The sequence below is a fragment of the Rhodopirellula europaea 6C genome (assembly GCF_000338295.1).
GTDB lineage: Bacteria > Planctomycetota > Planctomycetia > Pirellulales > Pirellulaceae > Rhodopirellula > Rhodopirellula europaea.
Map to the genome: position 1 here is coordinate 61,106 of NZ_ANMO01000111.1, position 20,649 is coordinate 81,754.

General features: G+C 55.6%; 17 protein-coding genes. 6 read left to right on the top strand and 11 right to left on the bottom strand.

The annotated features are described in order from the left end of the window. Positions 1–156: 156 nt before the first annotated feature. The 4 genes from RE6C_RS10755 to RE6C_RS10775 all read right to left on the bottom strand — a co-directional run bounded on the left by RE6C_RS10755 (position 157) and on the right by RE6C_RS10775 (position 6,512). Entirely contained in the window at positions 157–1,476 is a 1,320-nt protein-coding gene (locus RE6C_RS10755) for a DUF1501 domain-containing protein (RefSeq protein ID WP_007335387.1), read from the bottom strand. Positions 1,477–1,817: 341 nt separating this feature from the next. Continuing rightward, complete coding sequence (locus RE6C_RS10765; RefSeq protein ID WP_008656508.1) at positions 1,818–2,462, bottom strand: DUF4388 domain-containing protein; 645 nt, start codon at positions 2,460–2,462, stop codon at positions 1,818–1,820. A gap of 88 nt (positions 2,463–2,550) precedes the next feature. Then, positions 2,551–4,530, bottom strand: coding sequence for a DUF116 domain-containing protein (locus tag RE6C_RS10770; RefSeq protein WP_008656510.1), 1,980 nt, complete (start codon positions 4,528–4,530; stop codon positions 2,551–2,553). Continuing rightward, positions 4,527–6,512, bottom strand: a complete 1,986-nt coding sequence (locus RE6C_RS10775; RefSeq protein WP_008656511.1) for a prenyltransferase/squalene oxidase repeat-containing protein — start codon at positions 6,510–6,512, stop codon at positions 4,527–4,529. Before RE6C_RS10775 ends, RE6C_RS10770 begins: the two co-directional genes overlap by 4 nt. A gap of 356 nt (positions 6,513–6,868) precedes the next feature. Between RE6C_RS10775 and RE6C_RS10780 the strand changes: the two genes are divergently transcribed. From RE6C_RS10780 to RE6C_RS10790, 3 genes are all read left to right on the top strand, one after another. Then, positions 6,869–8,188: a TadA family conjugal transfer-associated ATPase gene (locus tag RE6C_RS10780; RefSeq protein ID WP_008656512.1), complete on the top strand. Its 1,320-nt coding sequence runs from the start codon at positions 6,869–6,871 to the stop codon at positions 8,186–8,188. A 116-nt stretch (positions 8,189–8,304) separates the two neighbouring features. Next, on the top strand, positions 8,305–9,270 hold the full coding sequence (locus RE6C_RS10785) for a type II secretion system F family protein (protein WP_008656513.1): 966 nt from the start codon (positions 8,305–8,307) through the stop codon (positions 9,268–9,270). 66 nt (positions 9,271–9,336) lie between these two features. Next, positions 9,337–10,323 (top strand): type II secretion system F family protein, encoded by a 987-nt coding sequence (locus RE6C_RS10790; RefSeq protein WP_008656514.1) that lies wholly within the window; start codon positions 9,337–9,339, stop codon positions 10,321–10,323. 47 nt (positions 10,324–10,370) lie between these two features. Here RE6C_RS10790 and RE6C_RS10795 read toward each other — a convergent pair whose 3' ends face one another. The 3 genes from RE6C_RS10795 to RE6C_RS10805 are packed head-to-tail and all read right to left on the bottom strand — an operon-like array spanning position 10,371 to position 12,710. Then, on the bottom strand, positions 10,371–10,766 hold the full coding sequence (locus tag RE6C_RS10795) for a response regulator transcription factor (RefSeq protein WP_008656515.1): 396 nt from the start codon (positions 10,764–10,766) through the stop codon (positions 10,371–10,373). Positions 10,767–10,776: 10 nt separating this feature from the next. Next, positions 10,777–11,625, bottom strand: coding sequence for an alpha/beta hydrolase (locus RE6C_RS10800; protein ID WP_236618100.1), 849 nt, complete (start codon positions 11,623–11,625; stop codon positions 10,777–10,779). 44 nt (positions 11,626–11,669) lie between these two features. Then, a complete protein-coding gene (locus RE6C_RS10805; protein WP_008656523.1) occupies positions 11,670–12,710 on the bottom strand; it encodes a galactitol-1-phosphate 5-dehydrogenase in 1,041 nt (346 codons plus the stop codon). 499 nt (positions 12,711–13,209) lie between these two features. Between RE6C_RS10805 and RE6C_RS10810 the strand changes: the two genes are divergently transcribed. Then, positions 13,210–14,616 carry a metallopeptidase gene (locus RE6C_RS10810; RefSeq protein WP_008656527.1) on the top strand — a complete coding sequence of 469 codons (1,407 nt, stop codon included), beginning with the start codon at positions 13,210–13,212 and terminating at the stop codon, positions 14,614–14,616. An 842-nt stretch (positions 14,617–15,458) separates the two neighbouring features. Here RE6C_RS10810 and RE6C_RS30235 read toward each other — a convergent pair. The 3 genes from RE6C_RS30235 to RE6C_RS10830 form a co-directional block, all read right to left on the bottom strand. After that, positions 15,459–15,740: a hypothetical protein gene (locus RE6C_RS30235; RefSeq protein ID WP_236618102.1), complete on the bottom strand. Its 282-nt coding sequence runs from the start codon at positions 15,738–15,740 to the stop codon at positions 15,459–15,461. 176 nt (positions 15,741–15,916) lie between these two features. After that, positions 15,917–17,392: a GumC domain-containing protein gene (locus RE6C_RS10825; protein WP_008656530.1), complete on the bottom strand. Its 1,476-nt coding sequence runs from the start codon at positions 17,390–17,392 to the stop codon at positions 15,917–15,919. A 120-nt stretch (positions 17,393–17,512) separates the two neighbouring features. Continuing rightward, complete coding sequence (locus RE6C_RS10830) at positions 17,513–18,133, bottom strand: gamma carbonic anhydrase family protein (RefSeq protein ID WP_008656532.1); 621 nt, start codon at positions 18,131–18,133, stop codon at positions 17,513–17,515. Between RE6C_RS10830 and yidD the strand changes: the two genes are divergently transcribed. Together yidD and RE6C_RS10840 are read left to right on the top strand one after the other, a co-directional pair. Next, complete coding sequence (gene yidD, locus RE6C_RS33485) at positions 18,132–18,467, top strand: membrane protein insertion efficiency factor YidD (protein WP_008656531.1); 336 nt, start codon at positions 18,132–18,134, stop codon at positions 18,465–18,467. The genes RE6C_RS10830 and yidD overlap by 2 nt on opposite strands. A gap of 89 nt (positions 18,468–18,556) precedes the next feature. Beyond that, complete coding sequence (locus RE6C_RS10840; protein ID WP_008656533.1) at positions 18,557–19,078, top strand: putative molybdenum carrier protein; 522 nt, start codon at positions 18,557–18,559, stop codon at positions 19,076–19,078. On the opposite strand, the gene RE6C_RS10845 is transcribed toward RE6C_RS10840, so the two are convergent. Next, positions 19,060–20,649, bottom strand: a 1,590-nt coding sequence (locus tag RE6C_RS10845; RefSeq protein WP_039961785.1) for a sensor domain-containing diguanylate cyclase, incomplete at its 5' end; no start/stop codon positions are given. The genes RE6C_RS10840 and RE6C_RS10845 overlap by 19 nt on opposite strands.

Here is a 20,649-nt window from a genome sequence, read left to right on the forward strand (position 1 = left end):
AGAAGCCCGGGGCTTCTTTGCCCAACGCGATGACCGATGTGAAAATCGGTCTGCGCAAGCAGGGAGATTGTCGTGTGACATCACAACAAACCTTTGGTGGGATAGAGGCGGGGCGGGATAGGTGGGATTGGACCGTCGATGACGTGAAGTCAGCGACTAGGTCAAGATTTTCTCAATGACGTTTCCGCCATCAACAATTTCGATGGGCCGATCGCCAGGTGCCATCAGCTCTTTGTCAGCCACGATGCCCAGCAAGCGATACATGGTCGTTGCCAAGTCAGCAGGGGAAACGGGATCGAGCTCGGGTTCCGATGCGGTCGAATCCGACGCACCGTGAATCATGCCGCCTTGAACGCCACCGCCGGCCAGCATCACGCTGAAGACCTTTGGCCAGTGATCTCGGCCCGCGTCCGCGTTGATCTTGGGTGTCCGACCGAATTCGCTGGTGACCATGACCAAAGTCTCGTCCAGCAAACCACGTTCGCTGAGGTCATCCAAAAGCACAGCCAAACCTTGGTCGAAGGAAGGCATCTGGCCTCGAATTCCGGATGTAATCGACGTGTGCATGTCCCACGACCCGTAGGTCATCGTGACCAACCGCGAACCGGCTTCGATCAAACGACGGCACATCAACATTCGCGAACCAGCTTGGTTGCGTCCGTAGCGATCCCGAGTCTTGTCGTCTTCCTTGGACAGGTCAAAAGCGGCTTTGGCTTCCGGTGTGTCCAACAAATCATAAGCACGCTCGTAGAACGTGTTCATCGCACCAACATTGTCTGCTGACGTGCCGGTGACGAATCGCTGGTTCACCATTTCCAACGCACGTTTGCGACGCATGAAGCGAGCTTCATCGACGCCGCCGGCCAAGTTCAAATCGCGAACCTGGAAATCGTCTCGTGCTGGATCGGCGCCCAAAGCGAATCCGCCGTACGAACTGGGCAGATACCCCGTTCCGGCAAACTCGTTGGGCACGTTGGGAACACAGATGTAGGCCGGCAAATTATTTCGCGGGCCGTATTCATGACTCACCACAGCACCGAAGCTGGGGTAACTCAACGCGGGGCTGGGTTTGTACCCAGTGAACATGTTGTGCGTGCCACGCTCGTGTGCCGCTTCACCGTGAGACATCGAACGAATGACGCAGTACTTGTCGGCTCGCTTGGCCAACTGGGGCATCGCACTGCCGATGACTTCGCCCGTGTTGGTTTTGATCGTTCCCAAATCGCCACGATATTCCATCGGGCTGTAAGGCTTGGGATCCCATGATTCTTGTTGTGCCATCCCACCGGGCAAGTAGATGTGGATGACACTCTTCGCCTTCGGTTTGACAAAGTCGTATTGTTTGATTTCAGCAGATGCCTCTCGCATCAGCAATTGAGGCAAACTCAATCCAAGACCGCTGGCTGCTCCCGCAACCAAGAATCCTCGGCGACCAAACATGCCGGGCTGCGTCAGTGGGTTTCCGTGACAACGCATGTCTCTGATGCTCCTCAAATGAAGCGGGAAATTGGCTCTTCACAACATTCGCCTTCGCGGCGAGTTACGAGCAAAACCAAAAAGGGGTGGGACCAAGCTCGACCAGGGCGATCAAGACTGGTGAAAAGGTGGGATCCAACATTCGTGGACAGTAGTGGAGGTCTTCGTCAACGCTCTTGTTTCGTTGAGTCTGAATCACCTCGCAACAGGAACGTTGGCGAGAACGATTCGTACCCTCGAAACATTCGCATCGTAACAAAAACACTCCTTGTGTCAATTAACCCACCGCCCACAGGGGGGAAGTTGTCAATGGACTTGCTCCCTTGCGACGGAATTCCCGATCAGCCAATTGGGCCGTTTCCACGCACAATTTCAAGCAATTCGATCGCGGGACGATGATCACAGCGGATCAGAGCGGTTCGCCCGTAGACGACGTCCCCGACATTTAGATTCAGAAGTTCTGCCAACCGTTGTCCGGTAGTCACCTTCCACAGACGACAGAGTTGGACCTGCCGGAGAACATTGTTCTCAATCAAAACACGCCCCAGCGGAATCTCTCCGCTGGCGATTTGATGCCAAACGGATCGCGAAAGCGCCGAAGGATCCAAGCGAACGATACCGTGCTGGACCACTCGCTGAGTGTCCTGCGTGACCAACGTGATCTCTCGCGTGTACGCTTCCGTTGCATCCAATTCCTCTGGCTTTGCGACGTCCACCGCCTGAGCCACCCGGCCATCGCGAAAACGATTGCGGCGACGATGCACCACCACATCCACCGGTTCACCGTGGTAATGCTCGACCGTCACCGTCATGTGAGACTGGTGGTTGAGCAACGTGTCGAATGGCTCGGGGATATCGGTGACCAATTCAAACTCGGCCAACTCACTAAAGTCGCTGTAGAATTCTCTCAACAGCGACTTCAAATCGACTTGCTCGCCTGATTCGCTCAACGTTTCGACATCGGAAGAAGGTGAACCAGGAGGCATGAGCAACTTTCAAACGGGATACCGCGTTGGGCGATGTTCGGTTGGTTCCACAAAATGCACGAATGTTGTGCCAATGCGCAACTCGGATCTATCGAGCGACCACGCCAATCTTGACGACCGCGGGCGAACTCGGCTGTTCGGCGTCTCCGCCCGAGCCAACTGATTCAGGTCGTTCCAGCACGGTGTCGACCAGGAAATACAGCAGACGCCGCAGACTTTCGTTTTCGATTTCGTCCGCGACTTGCTCCGCTCGGGCTTGGTGCTTGTCGATCAACTGCATACTCATCTCGAACACGTTCGCCTTTTCGTACAGCCGGCGTACCGTGGTCAAACGTTCGCGATCAGACAATTCGCAATCGGGCTCTGCCAACGCAAGCAATGTGTCTTTGTCTTCGTCTTCCAAATGCTGCAGAGCCAATGCCCAAAGCAACGTCGGACGTCCACCGATCACATCGGCGCCCGCAGTCAGCTTGTTGGAATCGTCACCGGCCCAGTCGTTCAAATCGTTGATGATCTGGAACGCCACGCCCAAGTTGCGACTGAATTTGCGAATCGGATCCACCAACGCCGATGCGTCACCCGCCATTCGCACGCCGCTGTAAAGAGCAGCCTCAAATGCGGGGGACGTCTTCAACGCATAAATTTTCAGAGCGTCGAGCGGCGTCAAACGCCGATCCTTCGCGTCTCGCCAAAGCAGCTCCGCACCCTGTCCCTCGGACAATCGAACGTGTGCTGCGGCCAGGGAATCCAGCAAATCAACTCGTGTTTCAGCGTCGACTTCGTCGCCCATCATGTTTCGGCTGAGCAAGCGATAGCCAAGTCCGATCAAGTAGTCACCAACGTTGATCGCCGTCGCGGTCCCAAATCGCTGGTGCACCGCGGGTTGCCCGTACCGAAACGCATCGCCGTCTTCGATGTCGTCGTGAACGAGGCTGGCCTTGTGGAATGTTTCGATGCTAAGTGCAGCACGCCGAACCGCATCCGGCACGCGATTGAGCACATCTTCCCCATCGGCTCCGGTGCCATCACCGCCCATCATGGCGTCATAGGCTGCCAAAGTGATGAAAGGACGCGAATGCTTGCCACCGCGGGCCAAGAAGTCGAGAGCGATTGCCTCGGTCGCCGCGATCGGATCGACGCCTTCCAATTGCTCAGGAGTCACGGCGGGACGTGCTCCGTTTTCCGACGGGGTCGAATCCAGCATCCGAGTCCCGGGCGAATAGGCGTTCCCACCTTCGCCGCTGAGATGGCTTTCACGCTGCCGTGGTGCCAATCGTTCGAACAGTGTGTCCTCGAACAGCAAACCGGCCGCTCGCATCAAGTGAACGTAACTCTTCGTCTTCGCCGCAGCTGGCTTGTACGGCGTGCGGATCATCTGCTCCACCCAAGGCTCATCGACCTTGGTGTTGCGACAATCGCTGGACAACAACGGCACCGCCATGCAGGGAATCCCCGCCAACAAGACTTTGTCGATCGCCTTTTCCAGAACGTTCAAACAAGCGACACCGACGACCGCGTCGACATATCCGCCAACGATGATCTTCATGACGACCGGAGAACCCTCGGCCACCAAGACTCGGTATCCCATGTCTTCGGCGATCGAACGGAAGTCCGCGATGCTGCAGGCACCGCATTCTTTGCAATTCATTCCGAATTGGTCGTATTCAGCGGGACAACCTTCGGCGTGCTTCAAACAGTGAGGCAGCAAAAACAGTCGTCGTTCTGGCGGAACCGAAGCGAGTGCGTCCGCCCAAAACTCGCTGCTGATCATCACCATCACCCAACCGAGGTAGCTCTCGGGCAAATCAGCCTCTTCGAGCATCCGGCGGGAAATCTGTTCCATCTCATCCTTGGTCATCGGATGAGAGCGATCGAGTTTGGCAGCCACTTGCGCGCATCGATCTCGCAAGCTTTCCCGCATCGCCAATGTTTCTGGCACCTCCTTCAAATGGCTCGTCTTTCGACGACGCCCCGAGGAGGTTCCCGGAACAGACACATCGCTCGATGCGTTCTCATTCGGCGGGATAGAAGCGGGAAGGGAGGGGGATCCGGTCGACAAGCCAATCACCTAAGTAGTTCGTCGCGTTGCATAACCCGGCCCAACGCCGCGGTCGTGTAGACCAACGGGTAAAGCCGTTCGTAATACCAAAGTTTGGCAAAATAAAACCCGATCGGCCAAGCCACCTGGTGACGCTCGCGTTGCACGGCGTCGATCAGCCAGCGGGTGCCCGAAAGTATAGCCGCTCGCAGTGCGGAACGCATCGACGCATCCCACGGGCTTCCATCGGGAATGTTCTTTTCAGCGGCCTGTCCGCCCTCATCGCCGCAAATCCGGGCCCACCAACTGACCAGGGCCTCCACCGCAAGCGCAGTTTCTTCCACGGAACTGATAAAACCCTCGGGCAATCCAAAAGTTTCGCGAACAGATTCGCCGCCGCCCCACCCCCCGTCACTGTTTTGGCTGTCGATCAAATACTGCAGCCCTCGCGAAATAGCGTCGTGCCCCAGGGCTGGACTGACGTCGACCAACACTCGCGACGTGCCATAAATCGGATTGTCTTCCTCTGGTCGATCCTGATTCCCAAACCAAAGCGGCAACCACGAACCATCGGCCTGCTGATTTTTCCTCAGGAACTGAAGCCCGCGCCGAACCGCCCGCTCTCGTTTCGCTGAATCACGTTTGGGCAAGCACGCGATCGCTCTCAGAGCATGAGCCGTCAAGTCATTGCTGCTCCGGTCAAAAGGCAACTTGCCCCATCCTCGACAAAACGTCGGCCAACCACCGTCTCGATTCTGCAGCCCCAACAACCAATCGACACCCCGGTCGCAAGCTTTCCAAGTATCCAACGCATTTTCAGAGATCGAACCAGACGGATCCGATGCCGGCCATCGCCTGGAGTAGTCATCGCACAACAGATCGGATCGGGTCGTCGCCTGCATTCGAAGCGAAATGATCGCACCGGGAGTGTCATCCGCGTCCGGCACCGATCCGGTTAAATCCGTCCATCCCCAGCCCCCCGGGTCAGCTCCTGTGAATGGATGACGTTCTTGATACTGACAACTTCGTTGCCACTGGATCAGTTCATTGCTCGACCAAGACCGATCATCATCTGGGTCCATCGCCAACGCGGTGGTTGCCAAAGATGTCGCCCAATTGGCGAGATTCGTGTCGATCGGCCAACTGCCATCGGGCAACATCGAATCCCGCAAGAAACGCAGTCCGTTTTGCGTGACTTCGTGATCCGCACGTCCGCTCGCCGACAACGACATCACGACAAATGCCGTCAGCGGTGTGGCCTCGAGGTATCCACCACTGGAAGGCTGCATCGAACGCAACACTTTCATTGACGGTTCGATCGCCGCTCGCCTAATTAACGACCATGGCGGCAAACAACCGCCACCTTCCAGAAACTTCACCTGCCCGATCGCGACGAGAGCCGGCACCGCGTAGCTGACAACGGGCATCCCCACGAATCGATACATCGACTGAGGGACAACGGCCGCCTCGAAGGGCAGCGCAGCAACCTTCTTCCAAGGAACCAACCCCGCGATCGCCATGTTGGTCAGAATCGGAACGACAAACGTTTTGTCCTTGCCGTACCTCCGCCGCAATCCATCCAACTCACCGGCAAGCTGAATCCAGTTCCGCAATCGCGAAATCGCATCCGCATCGGTCGTCTCGCCAGTCACTTGATCCGACAACGTCCAAGCGGCCAGCACCAGATAGCTGGTTGCAATGTTGCTGTGACTGCGATCCGTGTCACCAAAGCCACCATCGTCGTTCTGCTGATTCGCTAGCCAACTGCGCCCGCTTTGTATCTGTTCTAACAAAGCACCTTTATCCGCGTCGGCCAATTTTCCCGAGCGGACCGCGGCACTCATCGCGCTGATCGCAGTCGCGGTCGACAACGCCGAGGCGGACAATTCGCCGGTCCAGTGCCCGTCCGTCGTTCGCTGCGCCAACAACTCGCCACGCAAACGATCCAGCGTCCCACGCAATTCGCGTCGGTCCAAGACTTCACTCACAGAATTCTCAACAACAGCCATCATCTTCCAAACAAGAAGCGTTCAACCAAACGAGCCACTATTCAAATACACCTCCGGCCGCTGTCGTACCACCCCTTACGATCTCGCCCACCAACGACGAGCACAAATCCGATCCACCGAAGGCCGCAAAGAAAAATTCAGTGTGTCATCAGTGCAAAACAGCCCGCCTCAAATTGCAACGGTTCATCTTTTCCAACGCGCAGCCTCGTCATAACCCGCAAAGCCTCTGCAGAGCGTTCAAATTTGCAGGATCATGTTGCGTTTTGACGACATGTGCACCGTTTAGGTCGTAGGGTTTGGTGAGTCATTTCAGGCACTCTGTGAGGGTGCCCGGCACACCGTCAAGGATTTATAGAACCATGCGACAAGCAGCGCCTCCCCAACGTCCCGAAGCGAATCGCCAAGAACAATTCGAGCAAATCAAACGCCGTATCCACGGTAAATTGGTCGACAAGCTGGATCTATCGCGTGTCGGTGACCTCCAAGGCGACACGCTCAAACGTGAAATCCGCATGGTGGTTGAACACCTCTGCGATGCCGAAGACACGCTGCTGAACCGCCAAGAGCGTGAGCGAATTGTCGACGAAGTCTTGGATGAAACCTTTGGCCTTGGTCCATTGGAATTGATCCTGAAAGACCCGAAAGTCAGCGATATTCTGATCAACGGCCCCAAGAACATTTATGTTGAAAAGGGCGGCCAAATGCAGAAATCCGACGTGGAATTCCGCGACGGAAAACACCTTCTGCAGATCATTGACCGAATCGTGAGTAAAGTCGGCCGTCGCGTCGATGAAACTTGCCCGATGGTTGACGCTCGTTTGGAAGACGGTTCGCGGGTCAACGCGATCATTCCTCCGCTGGCACTGGACGGTGCGGCGGTTTCAATTCGTCGTTTCGGTAGCAATCCGTTGCGACTGGAAGACCTGCTGAACTACCGAGCCTTCACGCCCGAGATGGTGATGTTGCTCGAAGGCTGCATCAAAGCACGCCTCAACATGATCATCGCCGGTGGTACCGGTTCTGGTAAAACGACGCTGCTGAACACATTGTCCTCGTTCATCGGCCACGAAGACCGTATTGTGACGATCGAAGACGCCGCTGAGCTTCAGTTGCAACAAGACCATGTTGTCCGCCTGGAAACTCGACCGCCCAATATTGAAGGCAAGGGTGCCGTCACTGCAACGGACTTGGTCAAGAACGCACTGCGGATGCGTCCAGAACGAATCATCATCGGCGAATGCCGTGGTGGTGAAACACTGGACATGCTGCAGGCCATGAACACGGGTCACGATGGATCGCTCACAACGATTCACGCCAACACGCCTCGTGACGCCATCGCTCGTTTGGAAACACTTGTGATGATGTCCGGCTTTGAATTGCCGGTCAAAGCTATTCGTCAACAAGTCAGCGGTGCGGTGGATGTTTTGATCCAAGCCAACCGTCTGCAAGGCGGACCTCGTCGCGTCACCGCGATCACCGAAGTCGTTGGAATGGAACAAGACACGATCATCCTGCAAGACATTTATCGATTCAACCAAAAGGGCATCAACTCCGAAGGCAAAGCCTACGGGCAATTTGTCTGCAGTGGTGTCCGCCCAAGCTTCATGGACAAGCTCGAAGCTGCCGGCGTGCGATTGCCCGCCAGTGCCTTCCGTGAACGAGTCATGATGGACGCCTAATCGGCGGCAACCAGTACGCCGTGCCCGCCGATCGGTTGTGGCACGGTGTCTGAAACTGCCTCGGAAGCTCCTTAATCAACCAAAGTTCGACTCCCCCCTCTTCAATCAACGCTCCCATGTCATCCATCATCATCATCGTCGCCGCCGGGGTATTTGTTGCCTCGCTCATCGCGTTCGGTGCATCTGTTTTGATGCCCTCGGAAGAAACGACCGCGACGGAAGATCGTCTGACTCAACTCGCCCATGGGAAACGCGGAGCAGAGTCCGAAAGCAGCACGCCATCGTTCTTGCTGAACGACCTGGATGATGCGACCGGGCTTTTGAAAACCGTGATGGACCGCCTGCCCGCGGTTCACAAGATCCTGGAACAAGCGGACCTCAACCTCACCGTGACCAAGTTTGCGATGATCTGTGGTGCCTGCTTCGCCGCAGGCATCGTGCTGTGCGCGGTCACACCGGTTCCGATTTTGCTGGGCCCCGTTGTTGGTGCGGTGTTTGTCGGCGGGCCAGTTTTCTATGTCACTTTCAAACGCAAACGCCGCTTGAAACGATTCGGCGAACAAATTCCTGAAGCTCTCGAATTGCTTGGTCGCTCGCTCCGAGCGGGCCACTCGCTGAACGCTGGCTTTGGATTGGTCGGTGACGAAATGGAAGCTCCTCTGGCAACCGAATTTCGCCGTTGCTTTGAAGAGCAAAAGTTCGGCATCCCACTTGAAGAATCCATCGAAGACATGGCGGAACGCGTCCCCAACATGGACATCCGGTTCTTTGCGACCGCCGTGATTCTGCAGCGACAAACCGGGGGTGACTTGAGTGAAATCCTCGACAAGATCGGACACCTTGTTCGTGAACGATTGCAGATTCTCGGAACGATCCAAGCCCTCACCGGGGAAGGTCGAATGAGCGGTGCTGTGCTGCTTGCTTTGCCGCCGGTTTTGTTCCTGGTCATGTTGAAAATCAACGCTGAATACGTGTTGATGCTCTTCACGGATGAACTCGGACGAATGGCTTTGGGTATGGCTTTGGTCACTCAGCTGCTGGGAGCTTTGGCGATCAAGAAGATCATCACGATCAAAGTCTAGATCCGCCGTCCGTCCCTTTCGCGTTCTACTCCCTTTCGCTCATCGTACTTCGCATAACTCAGTCCAATGTTCACATACTCAATCGCTCCTGAACTCATCGGATTCCTCAGCCCGGTGACGCTGACCACCATCGCGATTTTTGCTTCGGTGACATCGTTCGCTTGGTTTGTCCTCAGCAAAGTGGGCGGCGAAGACCAGGCCCCTGCAGAATCACGCTTGGAACGAATGAAAGATGCCAAACGTGGCATCCGCGACATCGCTGCGGATGAAAAGCAACGCACAAAGAACGAAGCTCTGACCGAGGCACTTGAGAAAGCGGCGACGCCAATCGCCAGTTCGGTCTCGGGCAACGAAGAAGAAATGGGCAAGCTTCGCGAAAAACTGATCAACGCTGGCTTTCGTCGCGAAAGTGCTCCCGTCATCTTCAAACTCATTCAGCTGGTTTGCACCGGCGTCGGGCTCATGCTCGGTGGTGTCACGGGTGCCGTCTTGGACGGCCTGACTCAGGGCATGATCATCAAGCTGTTGCTCGGGATGATCGGCGGCTTCATGATCCCATCGTTGATCTTGGGATACATGGCTAGCAAACGTCGCGAAAAAATCTTCTTGGGTCTTCCCGACGCGCTGGACTTGATGGTTGTCTGCGTGGAAGCTGGCTTGGGTCTGGACCAAGCACTCCGCAAGGTGGCCGAAGAAATGCAGAAGAGCCACAAATCAATTGGCGAAGAATTTTCAATCTCGAATCACCAGTTGCAACTTGGCCGGCCCCGTGCAGAAGTTCTATCTGGCTTGGGTTACCGCAGCGGTGTCGATGACTTGAAGCAACTCGCATCGATCCTGATCCAAGCCGACAAGTTCGGATCCAGCGTGGCTCAAGCCCTTCGGGTTCAGAGCGATTCGATGCGAACCAAACGTCGTCAAATCGCGGAAGAGAAAGCAGCCAAGACGGCCGTGAAGATGATCTTCCCGCTCGTGCTGTTCATTTTCCCTGGCATTTTTGTGGTCCTTGTTGGACCAGCCGCGATCAACATGTATCGCCAAATGCTTCAGTGAGCTGTCGCTCACATTGGAATGCCAGGTCGCTCAAAGCAACCTGAGACCTACTTCAGCAATCGATCGACTGCTTCGAGCAGTTTTTCGATTGCGAATGGCTTGCGGATGTATTCGCTCACACCCAGCAATTCCGCGTACGCTTGATGGCGACTGCCTTCGTTGCCCGTGATCATGATGACCGGGACCGGCAATTCATTTTCTCGCCGCATCTTTTCGAGCACCAAGAAACCACTTCGCTTGGGCATCATCATGTCCAAGATCATCAACTGTGGTTTTTCGCACTCAGCCAACGCAAGTGCTTGGTTGCCATCTCGCGCGACCACCACTTTGTAGCCGTTGGATTCCAACGCGTAAGAAACGGACTCGATGATTTCCACGTCATCATCGACAACAAGGATTTTCGCGGTCGAGGTGGGGCTATCTGACTGGGCAGGGGTGTTCATCAAGTGGCGATCAATTGGCGGAGAAATCGATCGGTGACAATCCCTCGGTGGGACGAACCGTCGAATTTTCCGCGGTGGACTTGGTGCGTGGTTGCACGATGGTATCAAAACACCATTGGTCAATGTCACGCAACGCCACCGCGTTCATCACATCATCACCTCGGTACTGCCGAATTTCAACACGAGCCCGAATGGATTCCGCGGCCAGGATGCCACGCTTCAATTGCTCGGGGCAATCATCGACACCATTGATCGCTTGTTGCCACAAGATCGGAAGTCGACGTTCACGGAGCCGATGGTACTCACGCATCACACTTTGACTGGACGGGAACTGACCACCCATCATCGCTACGCCACCGAATCGTTCCGGTTCCATCAACGCGATTCGGCAGGCCATCGTGGCACCGCTGCCGTATCCAGCGATCAAAATTCGATCGGAGTGAATCGACAATTCGGCCTGAGCGTGTTCGATCGCTTCCATCACAGCTTCGCGAGCCGCGGCGATCGATGAAGCTCCTTCGGACCAATCGAATCCCCATCCACGCACATCGGTGGCTTGGATTCCTCGAACGCCAACGCCGACATAATTGCGAACGCTGACGTGCGGCAGAACTTGTTCCACCTGCAATTCATTGTGGCCGCTGTGATGAAGCCAAACCACCAAAGGATAATCGTAGGACGGCGTGTAATGCAGCGGAGTGACGATCGACAACGGCCGGCGACGCCGATCGGGCCTTGACGAAGAAGGCTCCTGAGTCGGATACGAGCGCATTCGGCTTGCAAACGGGTCGCTCATCTTTTGTCCTGAATCGGTCAATGGAGTAGTCAGCGAAAGGCGACGAGGGGAAATTAGTTTCACGCCGCCTTCAATGTCAACGTCGAAAAGTCATTCAGTCTCGGATCTCACTCCGAACGAGGACAAACCAACACCTTCATTTGCTCCGCATCACCGGCGTGCAAGCGGTCAAACCATTTTGGACCGTCCGCCAAAGAAATTTTGGCCGTGATCAAAGGTTCGACGTTGATGACGCCACGATTCATCAAATCGATGCACTGTGGGTACTCTCCATTGCAACCGCACGTGCCCTGCAATCGAATTTCTCGGGTAACAACTGACTGCAAAGGCAATTCGATCGTAGGCGACACGTTGCCGACCAACGTAACCGCTCCACCCTTGCGGACGGATTCAATTGCTGTCTTGACCGTCGGTGTTGCACCGACGACTTCCAATGCCACGTCTGCCCCGCGGCCACCGGTCAGTTCACGAACTTTTTCCGGCACATCAACTTGATCGGCTCGCAACAACACGTCCGCCCCCAATGCACCGGCTGTTTCCAGACGTTTGTCATTCAGATCGACCGCGATGACTTGCGTCGCGCCCGCTGCTCGCACGGCTTGCACAGCCAACAATCCGATCATGCCGGCACCAACCACAACGGCGGTGTCACCCAACTTGATCGGAGTGACTTCGGCTGCATGAACCGCAACGCTGACCGCTTCGACCAAAGCAGCGTGTTCGAAGGGCAGGGTGTCGGGCAATCGATAGACTATCCGGCGAGGAACCGAAATGCGTTCCGCGAATGCACCATGACGTCGGTAATCGCCACAGGAAACTCCGAGAACCATTCGGTTATCACAAAGGTTCCCGTGCCCTTCGCGACAAAAATCACAATTTCCGCAGGACACCATCGAGTCAAACGTGACGCGGGCTCCGAGCTCCAAATCGCGAACGTTTTCGCCGACCTGAACCACCACTCCGGCAGCCTCATGGCCCATCACCAATGGCGGGATGCGACGCCCGGTGCTGCCGTCGTATCCGTGAATGTCACTGCCGCAGATCCCACACGCTTCGACTTGGACCAGCACGTCATCGGGCCCCACCTCGGGCTCATCCACGTCCGTCACCTGCATGTTTTTGTATTCGGTCAGCAACAATGCCTTCATAACGCAACGCTTTGGTGAGTGGAGTGAGTAATCGGCGGGAAAAAAGTGTCAGGTACCTTTTAGTCGAGGCACCCAGTGGTGCCGTTCCGGGACCTATGCCCGTTCCAGCGGAAGGTACCTGACACTCGTCTCCCGGCCGTTCCTAAGACGTGAACGCACGGGATTCTATGCCAAATCAGAAAGCAAGGAAACGACCGCACACTAGAAAGCAGCACGTCGATGCCAAGCCCGATTCAACAGAGGCGGACATGCGAAGTAAACTCCGAACCTCGTCCTTTGTTTCGGACGCTGCCACGTCTGCCGAGGTGCAGACGAGATTGACCGCGCGAGTTTGGCGGAACTTGGATCACGCTGCCAATTGATTTGCGAAGAATGTTCGCAGAGTTCACCGACAACTTTTAAAGATGGTTCGCCTTCAATGAGACTCTCCCGCATCCGCTCGGCTTTCGTCACCACGCGTTGGTCCCCATTCCTCTTTGCACTCTTCATCGCTGTCGCGGTGAGCGATGCCAACCTAGCAATTGCTAGCAACTTGGACTCGTCGATCCGAGTTGAGAACCACGAACCGGATTCCGAAGTTCGATACAGCGTCGTGCTGCTGCGCGGGAGTGTGTCGGCTGACGATGCGTCCGAGTTGAAGATCGTCAACACGCACGCGCCCGCCGGATCAGCTCCTGTCAAAGTGCTGACCGATGGAAAACGGTTCAAAGCGTTGGTTGAACTGTCGGAGGGCAAAAACGCCATTCGTTTAGAACACACATCGCTTCCAACGAGCGAACTGAATCTGACTTTAAAACCGCAGACCAATCCGCATTACGTGCGACTGATCTGGATGACGGATCAATCGGGAGAAACGGATTTCGCGGTGCCGGACGACACGGTCACGCAAGACTACGCGAATCGACTTCGGACCGCGGCGTTGCTGATGCAAACCTTCACCGCTGAACGGATGAAGGACCTTGGTTACGGCCCGCGAACGTTTGCATTGGAACGAGACGACAAGGGCGAGGTCGTCGTTCACACTTGGAAAGGCGACCGGGACAAACAGGACTACTACGCTCAAGCCGACAACAATCGTTGGTGGCAACACGTTCGCCGATGGATCAACGAAGAACACCCGGACCCGATGGCAAAGAACGTCGTCTTGGCCGCTTACACTCGCAAAGACCCTCGTACGGGAAAGATGCTCGGACACACCGCACTGGGTGGAGCCAACTTGGGTTTGTTCGGCAGTGCATCAGTCTTTTGTTGGCCACGCGACGTTCAATCCGCGATGGATGTTTTTCAAGACGACACCGCTGTTGATGCAACGCACGTTCACGATGACAGTGCGTTCCGAGGAACGATTTGGGCGTTGGCATCGACCACCATCGGAGCCACTTTGCACGAAACCGGTCACGCGATGGGATTGCCTCACTGCACCGACAACATGGGAATTATGACGCGAGGGTTTGACCACTTCCATCGCGTGTTCACTTTCTCAGATCCGCCCAGCAATCGAAACAAACAACCTCGCAAGTTTTCGTCTGAACAAGAAGCTTACTTCTCGCCCGTCAGCGCATCGTTTCTGCGATGGAGCCCATGGTTTCAACTCGACGGCTCGTCCGATCAATCAGAAAAGCCAGCAAGATCGCGACCAACTGTCGAAGTCGACGAAGCGGCACGACTCGTCCGCATCAGCAGTTCCGCGGGCATCCCCTGGGTCGGATTCCATTCGAAAGATCGAATCGAAACGTTTCAAGAGTATGGGTCGCACGACACTGGAGCCAACGACCATCCTAAATCGATGGAACTCACTTTCGATGAGATTCAACAAATGAAGCCGGGCACCGAAATACGCCGCATCGTGGTGGTCGATGGCAACGGAGCGTCTCGAAATGCTTCCCTTCCGCAGCCGTCGCCATGATGACTTGACCTTGTGAAGCGGCGGATTCGACAACGATTTCGCCATTGAAGGAGTAAGCCGTTTTAGAAAAGCCTCGCATTGCGGCTGCAAATCGCCATTTGCGTCGGTGTTCGAAAAAATCCCTCGACCCGACGCCGCTTTGCTGCGTATAAAAGAGTCCATGAGACCAACCGCACTGAACCGAACCGCGTTTCGAGTGCCAGCATTGCTGGCAGTGCTCGCGTTGTGCGTTTGGCCAATGCTGCAACCTTCGTGCTGTTGCGCCGCATCGGTTTCGGACAATGCGACGTTCGCCTCTGGATGTTGTGCGTCTGTTGATACTGCTGCCGCTTCTTGCTTCCAGTCAAAGACGACGGCCGATTCGAAAACAACAAAGGCGTCGAGTTCGACATCCAATTGTCACTGCGAATGGACGTCCCAATGTGACTGCGAAGTCCGATCCACTCTGACCGACTCCTGGGTAAGCTCACGCGTGCTCACGGTCGATGACCAACCTGTCACTTTCAGCATGCCAATTGGCTTGCTCGAAGATCTTCAATATCCGTTGCCATCCCGTCGACTCGACCGGCAATCGGACACGTCATGGCAAACTGCCTTGACGTCGCGTGACCGCTGCGTGCTTCTGTGCCGCTGGCAGAATTGATTCAACAAGACTGAGTTAGACGACAGTTTTGTTTCAATTTTCAATTTAGTTTCAGGTTCATTCGGAGCCCAATGATGTTACGTACTTCCATGATGTTTGCTGCCACCGTTTTGGTTGGTGTTGCAATCCTGTTTGCCACTCGAAGCGCTGTTTCGAGCGAGAACGCGTCCGCCCTTCGCGGCGAAGCCTGCCCTTGCAATCAATGCGATGTCGGCTGCGATTGCTGTGTCAACGGCGATGTCGATTGTGACAATTGCTCGTGCGAGGCTTGCGAGTGCGACGCCTGCGACACGTCAACCAACGAGTCTGCGGTCGCAAAGATGAGTTGCTGCTCAGGCATGATGTGCGAAAATGCCGCCAACGAAACAGCGGCATCAAGCGACACTCTCACATCGGCGGTTGCAGCTGCCTGTGTCTGTGGCCAATGCGATGCCGATTGCAACTGCTGCTTGGATGAATCCGTCGACTGCGAAAACTGCATTTGCGAGGTTTGCCAATGCGAAGGTTGCGTCGATGCGCCTGCAACGGGTGCGTGATCACGTCAACCACGATGACGTTGTTAGCACCTTCTGCCGATAAACGTTGAGTCTAAAAAGAAACACCTCGTCGAGTTCACTCGGCGAGGTGTTTTTCGTTTACTGCAATCGATGCATTGGTTCAGTCGCGAGAGGAACCGCGGCGGCGATCCTTTCCGTCCGGGGGCACCGAAGTGACTTGAGCGGCCATTTCTGGCGGCATGTGGTCTGTCATCCGGCGTCCGGTCAGGCGGTCGCTCCAACGGCGTCCGGCACTCGGTCCTTGTGGCCCAGGAGCAATCAAAAATACGGTTCCCAGTCCGAACACCAAACCGGCAAAGAGCGAACCAAAGGTCACCGAGACTCCGGACATTCCTTCCGGTGAATCACCGACTTGAGGTGGACCAAGCTCAGCCAACAGGTTCGTCGAAAGAGCTGCCGATCGACTCGCCTGAGCTTCACCAAGCGCTGCTTCGGCTTCCGCCAATTGTTGCGTCAAGGCTTCGGCGTCGCTGTCGAGCTTTGAATAGCTCGTTCGCACACCGGCCAGACGGCTCAGCTTTTCGTTCAGCTGATCCTGTTTGTTTCTAAGACGTTGCACTCGATCCTGAGCCAGCGCCAGTGTTGGCTTCATCGCACGAACCGCGGCACGAGCTTCTTCCAACATTCGCGAGGTGATTTCTCGCTCGGTCGTGATCGCGGAACGACGTCGCGGATGCAGTTCGGTGTACACACTCGCCAATCGACTGGATTCGATTTGTGCGTCGATCAAACCGTCTTTCAATCGTTGAAGCGATGGTTGGCTGGAAAGCAATTCATCGCCGCTGACCAACAACTGACGCGGGTCCTGCGATCCAGCGATCAACAGTTGTTGCAGAGCATTCAACCGTTCGAGTTCCAATTCCGCCAATTGAAGTTCCTTGGCGTTCTCTTCCATGGTTCGGCGATTGGCACCGTCACCTGAGATCGCGTCGTTCAAGTTTCGCAGTTCACTCAAGTCCGATCCAAACCGAACTTCAACTTCATTCATCTTTGTCAGAACCGCGTCCAATTTCATTCGCGTCAAGTCGCGAGCATTGGTCAGCTCGACAATCACGCTGTCGGCTCGAATACGGCGAACGGTTCGAAGATGGCTGCTCAGGTTGTCCAACAGTGCACGACAAAAGTCGGATGCACGCTCAGCCGTTTCCGCTTCGACCTTCAAGTAAACCAGTTCGCTGTTGCCAAACTCACTGCCTTGTGGTGCAACGACATTGACTCGTCGATTCGCGACGGTATCAACCAAAGTGGTCGATGGATACGAATCGTCTTGTCCGCCACCGACGGGTCCGATGTCACGTAGAGCGGCCGCAACCACTTCTGGATTGCGAGCCATTTCGAGTAGCGTTTCTTGCGCGGCTTTCAAATCCGTTTGACTTGAAAATCGCCCCAAACGATCAACTGCACCCGTTGCTTCATCTCGAAGAACGAGCGGTTGCCGGGCAGCCCAGCGGTCGCTCGAAAACAACGCCGTCGCCAGCCCTAGAACTCCAAACAGAACAGCCGCACCGCACCAAACCGGTGCGAACAAGACCAAAACATTGCGAATGTGTTTCCACGGAATAGGAGCAGCTGACATGTTGGAACACGGGCTCTAAAAGAGGATTCAAAGAATATTCCCCCAACACTAGGACGCCCCCCATGCACGGCTCCAAGAAACCGAGCCTGTTCAAAAAAGCATGCCGGCAAACGGTGCTGCTCAATCGACCTTGCCGGACGTGACGTTTGTGCCGGCAAATTCGTCACGATAACGGCGGCCCAATCGAACGTAGTGCTGGGCACCTTCACGCGATCGCTCTCGCAGTGAATCGCTGACTTCCTTGATCGGTTTGGCCGGAGTTCCCACCGCCAACATGCCCGGCGGAATCACGGTTCCTTCGGTCACAAGTGCTCCAGCGGCGACGATGGCCCCCTTTCCGATTGTCGCTCCGTTGAGAACGATCGCTCCAATTCCGATCAACGCATCATCCTCAACCGTTGCACCGTGCACGATCGCCGAATGGCCCACCGTCACGCGTTCGCCAATCAAACAGGGCATTCCGGGATCGCAGTGCAACACACATTGGTCTTGAACATTGCTTTCCCGACCAATCACGATTTTTTCCGTATCGCCTCGCATGACCGCACCAAACCAAATGCTGACATCGGCGGCGATGTACACTTCCCCCAAAACTGTCGCGTTGGGTGCGATGAAAGCTGACGGATCGATCAATTCTTGATTGGGTTCAACGGTGACGACCGCTTCGCGTCGAATCCGCTCCGGCGCATCCGAGGCAGACGGTTTGGCGGTGGGTTGTGAATCCGTATCATTCGTTGTCATGGTAGATCGGTTGCAGGAAGAACAGAAAAACGTCGAGCAAAAAAGTGACTCGTCGGATAACGCTGCGCCGCAAGACGCTGCGGCCAAGTCGCCTCCGCCAGTTTCGCGAGGTTTCTTGTCGCGACTGGCAATCTCGACAATGGTGCTGTGCATCCGATGGTACCAAGTCGTGATCAGTCCGATGATGGGGCCAAGCTGCCGCTTCACACCGACCTGCAGTGCCTATGCAATCGAATCCATTCAGAAACACGGCACAATTCGCGGAACATGGCGAGCGATCAAACGCATCGGTCGTTGCCATCCATGGAATCCCGGCGGCTACGATCCACCCTGACCGCGAACAACAGGCCCAGAGACGTCAGCGTTCTGATTCGGTGAAAGCTTCGCAATTCCCAGATCCAGCGTGCGTGCTATCATCGCCGCATGCCGAATTCTAGTTCTCAATCGACCGACGCCTTCGTCCCCAAGTGGATCATTTCGGGCGGACAAACCGGCGTGGATCGCGGAGCGTTGGACGCCGCCATTGAGCTGCACCTACCGCATGGTGGATGGTGCCCAGCCGGTCGAATCGCGGAAGATGGCCGCATCCCCAATCAGTATTTGTTGCAGGAGCACGCGTCGCGACATTACCCGGATCGGACGGAGCAAAACGTGATCGACACCGACGCGACACTGATCCTTTACCGCGAACGCATCTCTGGCGGCACGGCCCTGACAAAGCGAATTTGCCGACGCGAGTCTCGCCCATTTCTGGCGGTTGATTTGGCTCGACCCAAAACCGCCGCAAAACGCATCCGGACTTGGCTCGAAGAACATCGCCCGGAGAACCTCAACGTAGCCGGGCCACGTGAGAGCAACTCGCCCGGAATCAGCGAACAAACAAAGACGTTGCTTGTTCACATCCTTCAAGGCGGTGGCGGCGACATTCAGTCTTCGCTGTTTTGAACCATCTCGGCCATCAAGTAACTCTTGAGGCTTCCCAACACTTCGCGAACGCAAGGTGTCAAATCGCGACTGCGTCGGTCACGATTCCGAACGGGTTGGATAGTGACTCGCAGAGAGGTTTGAGTAACGCTGTTGTCGTTCCTGTTCCGTCTACCTTGACCTTCGTTCAGGTGAATCAAAAGATGCAACATCATCTGATGATCACTTGCCCGCCGGCCTTTTCCACCGCCTTGAGCGACAATTCGGAGCGATACCACGTTGCCGGTGACCTGAATGATTTCGGCTCGGTGATCCGAGATAAATCCGCGAAGCTTTTCGACGGCCAAATCAGTTGGAACAGGCGTGACCAAGTGGAACTCACTGTTCTCATCTTCGCTTTTTGACGTCAACCAGCGGAACCAGCCCGGCCGCGATTCAACTTCTTCGTCTTGGTGAATTCCCGTTCCAAGCTGAACGACTCGGTTGCGTCCGTTCTCTTTCGCCTGCAAAAGAGCACGGTCCGATCGGGCCAGAATCGTTTCAGCGGCGTCACCAGTTTGATATTCCGTAACGCCAAAGCTGACAGTGACCGATTCGCCATTGAGCCCATCCAGTGGCGTGACTTCAATGGCCTTTCGAATTTGTTCGGCACGTCGAGCTGCGGTGGCATTGTCACTGTTGATCGCCAGGAAGACAAACTCTTCTCCGCCATAGCGAGCCACCAAATCTTCATCTCTTGCATGGCTTTCCAAAACGCGAGCGAATTGGACCAATGCCTCATCGCCAGCCGGGTGACCATGAACATCATTGACGCTTTTGAAGTGGTCGATGTCGCAGATGATCAGACTAAATGTCGAATTGTTCTTTTTCGCATCGGCAGTGGCACGTACCAATCGGCTATCGAATTCAGCCCGGTTGGCAATACCAGTCAAAGGATCACTCGTCGCCTTCTTGTGCAACGTCTGGATTTGGCTTTGAAGTTTGTTCCGATCTGACATATCGCGAACCAGCACCAATGCTCCGCCGCCATAGGGATCGCTCACGGGACTGACCTGCAACAACACATCTCGCGACACACTGCCGTGGACGATCTTCATCGTGCGAGTCACCGTGGTCTGCAATCGCAGGCTATCGGCGACCGGACAAACCGCGGATTCGTTGCCGGATTCATCGACCATCCCAAGTGTGTCGGCGTCCCAATGACGCCCAACCATCGCTTCGGAAGCAACGCCGGTCATCCGAGCCAAAGTCTCGTTCCAAAATGTGACTTGCCCTTCACAGTCGGTGAACGCAACGCCGTCACGAAGTTGATCGCCCAAAGCTTGATAGAACGGTAGCACGGCCGGAGTTTCCCCTTGCCAAGTTGCCGCTGGCTTCGCGGCATCTGCATCTGCAGTGCTGACATGTTGTCCCGATCGCATCATGCCGAGGAAGTTGGGCGAATTGGCATCCAGCTGTTGCAACCAACGATTCACTACGCTGCTGTGCAACAACTCGGGTCGCCGCTCCAACATCGTTGCGAAATCGCGAGTCAGCTCGGGATCGAATTGAGTCCCACTGCCGCGAAACAGCTCCTGCAAAGCACGCTCTCG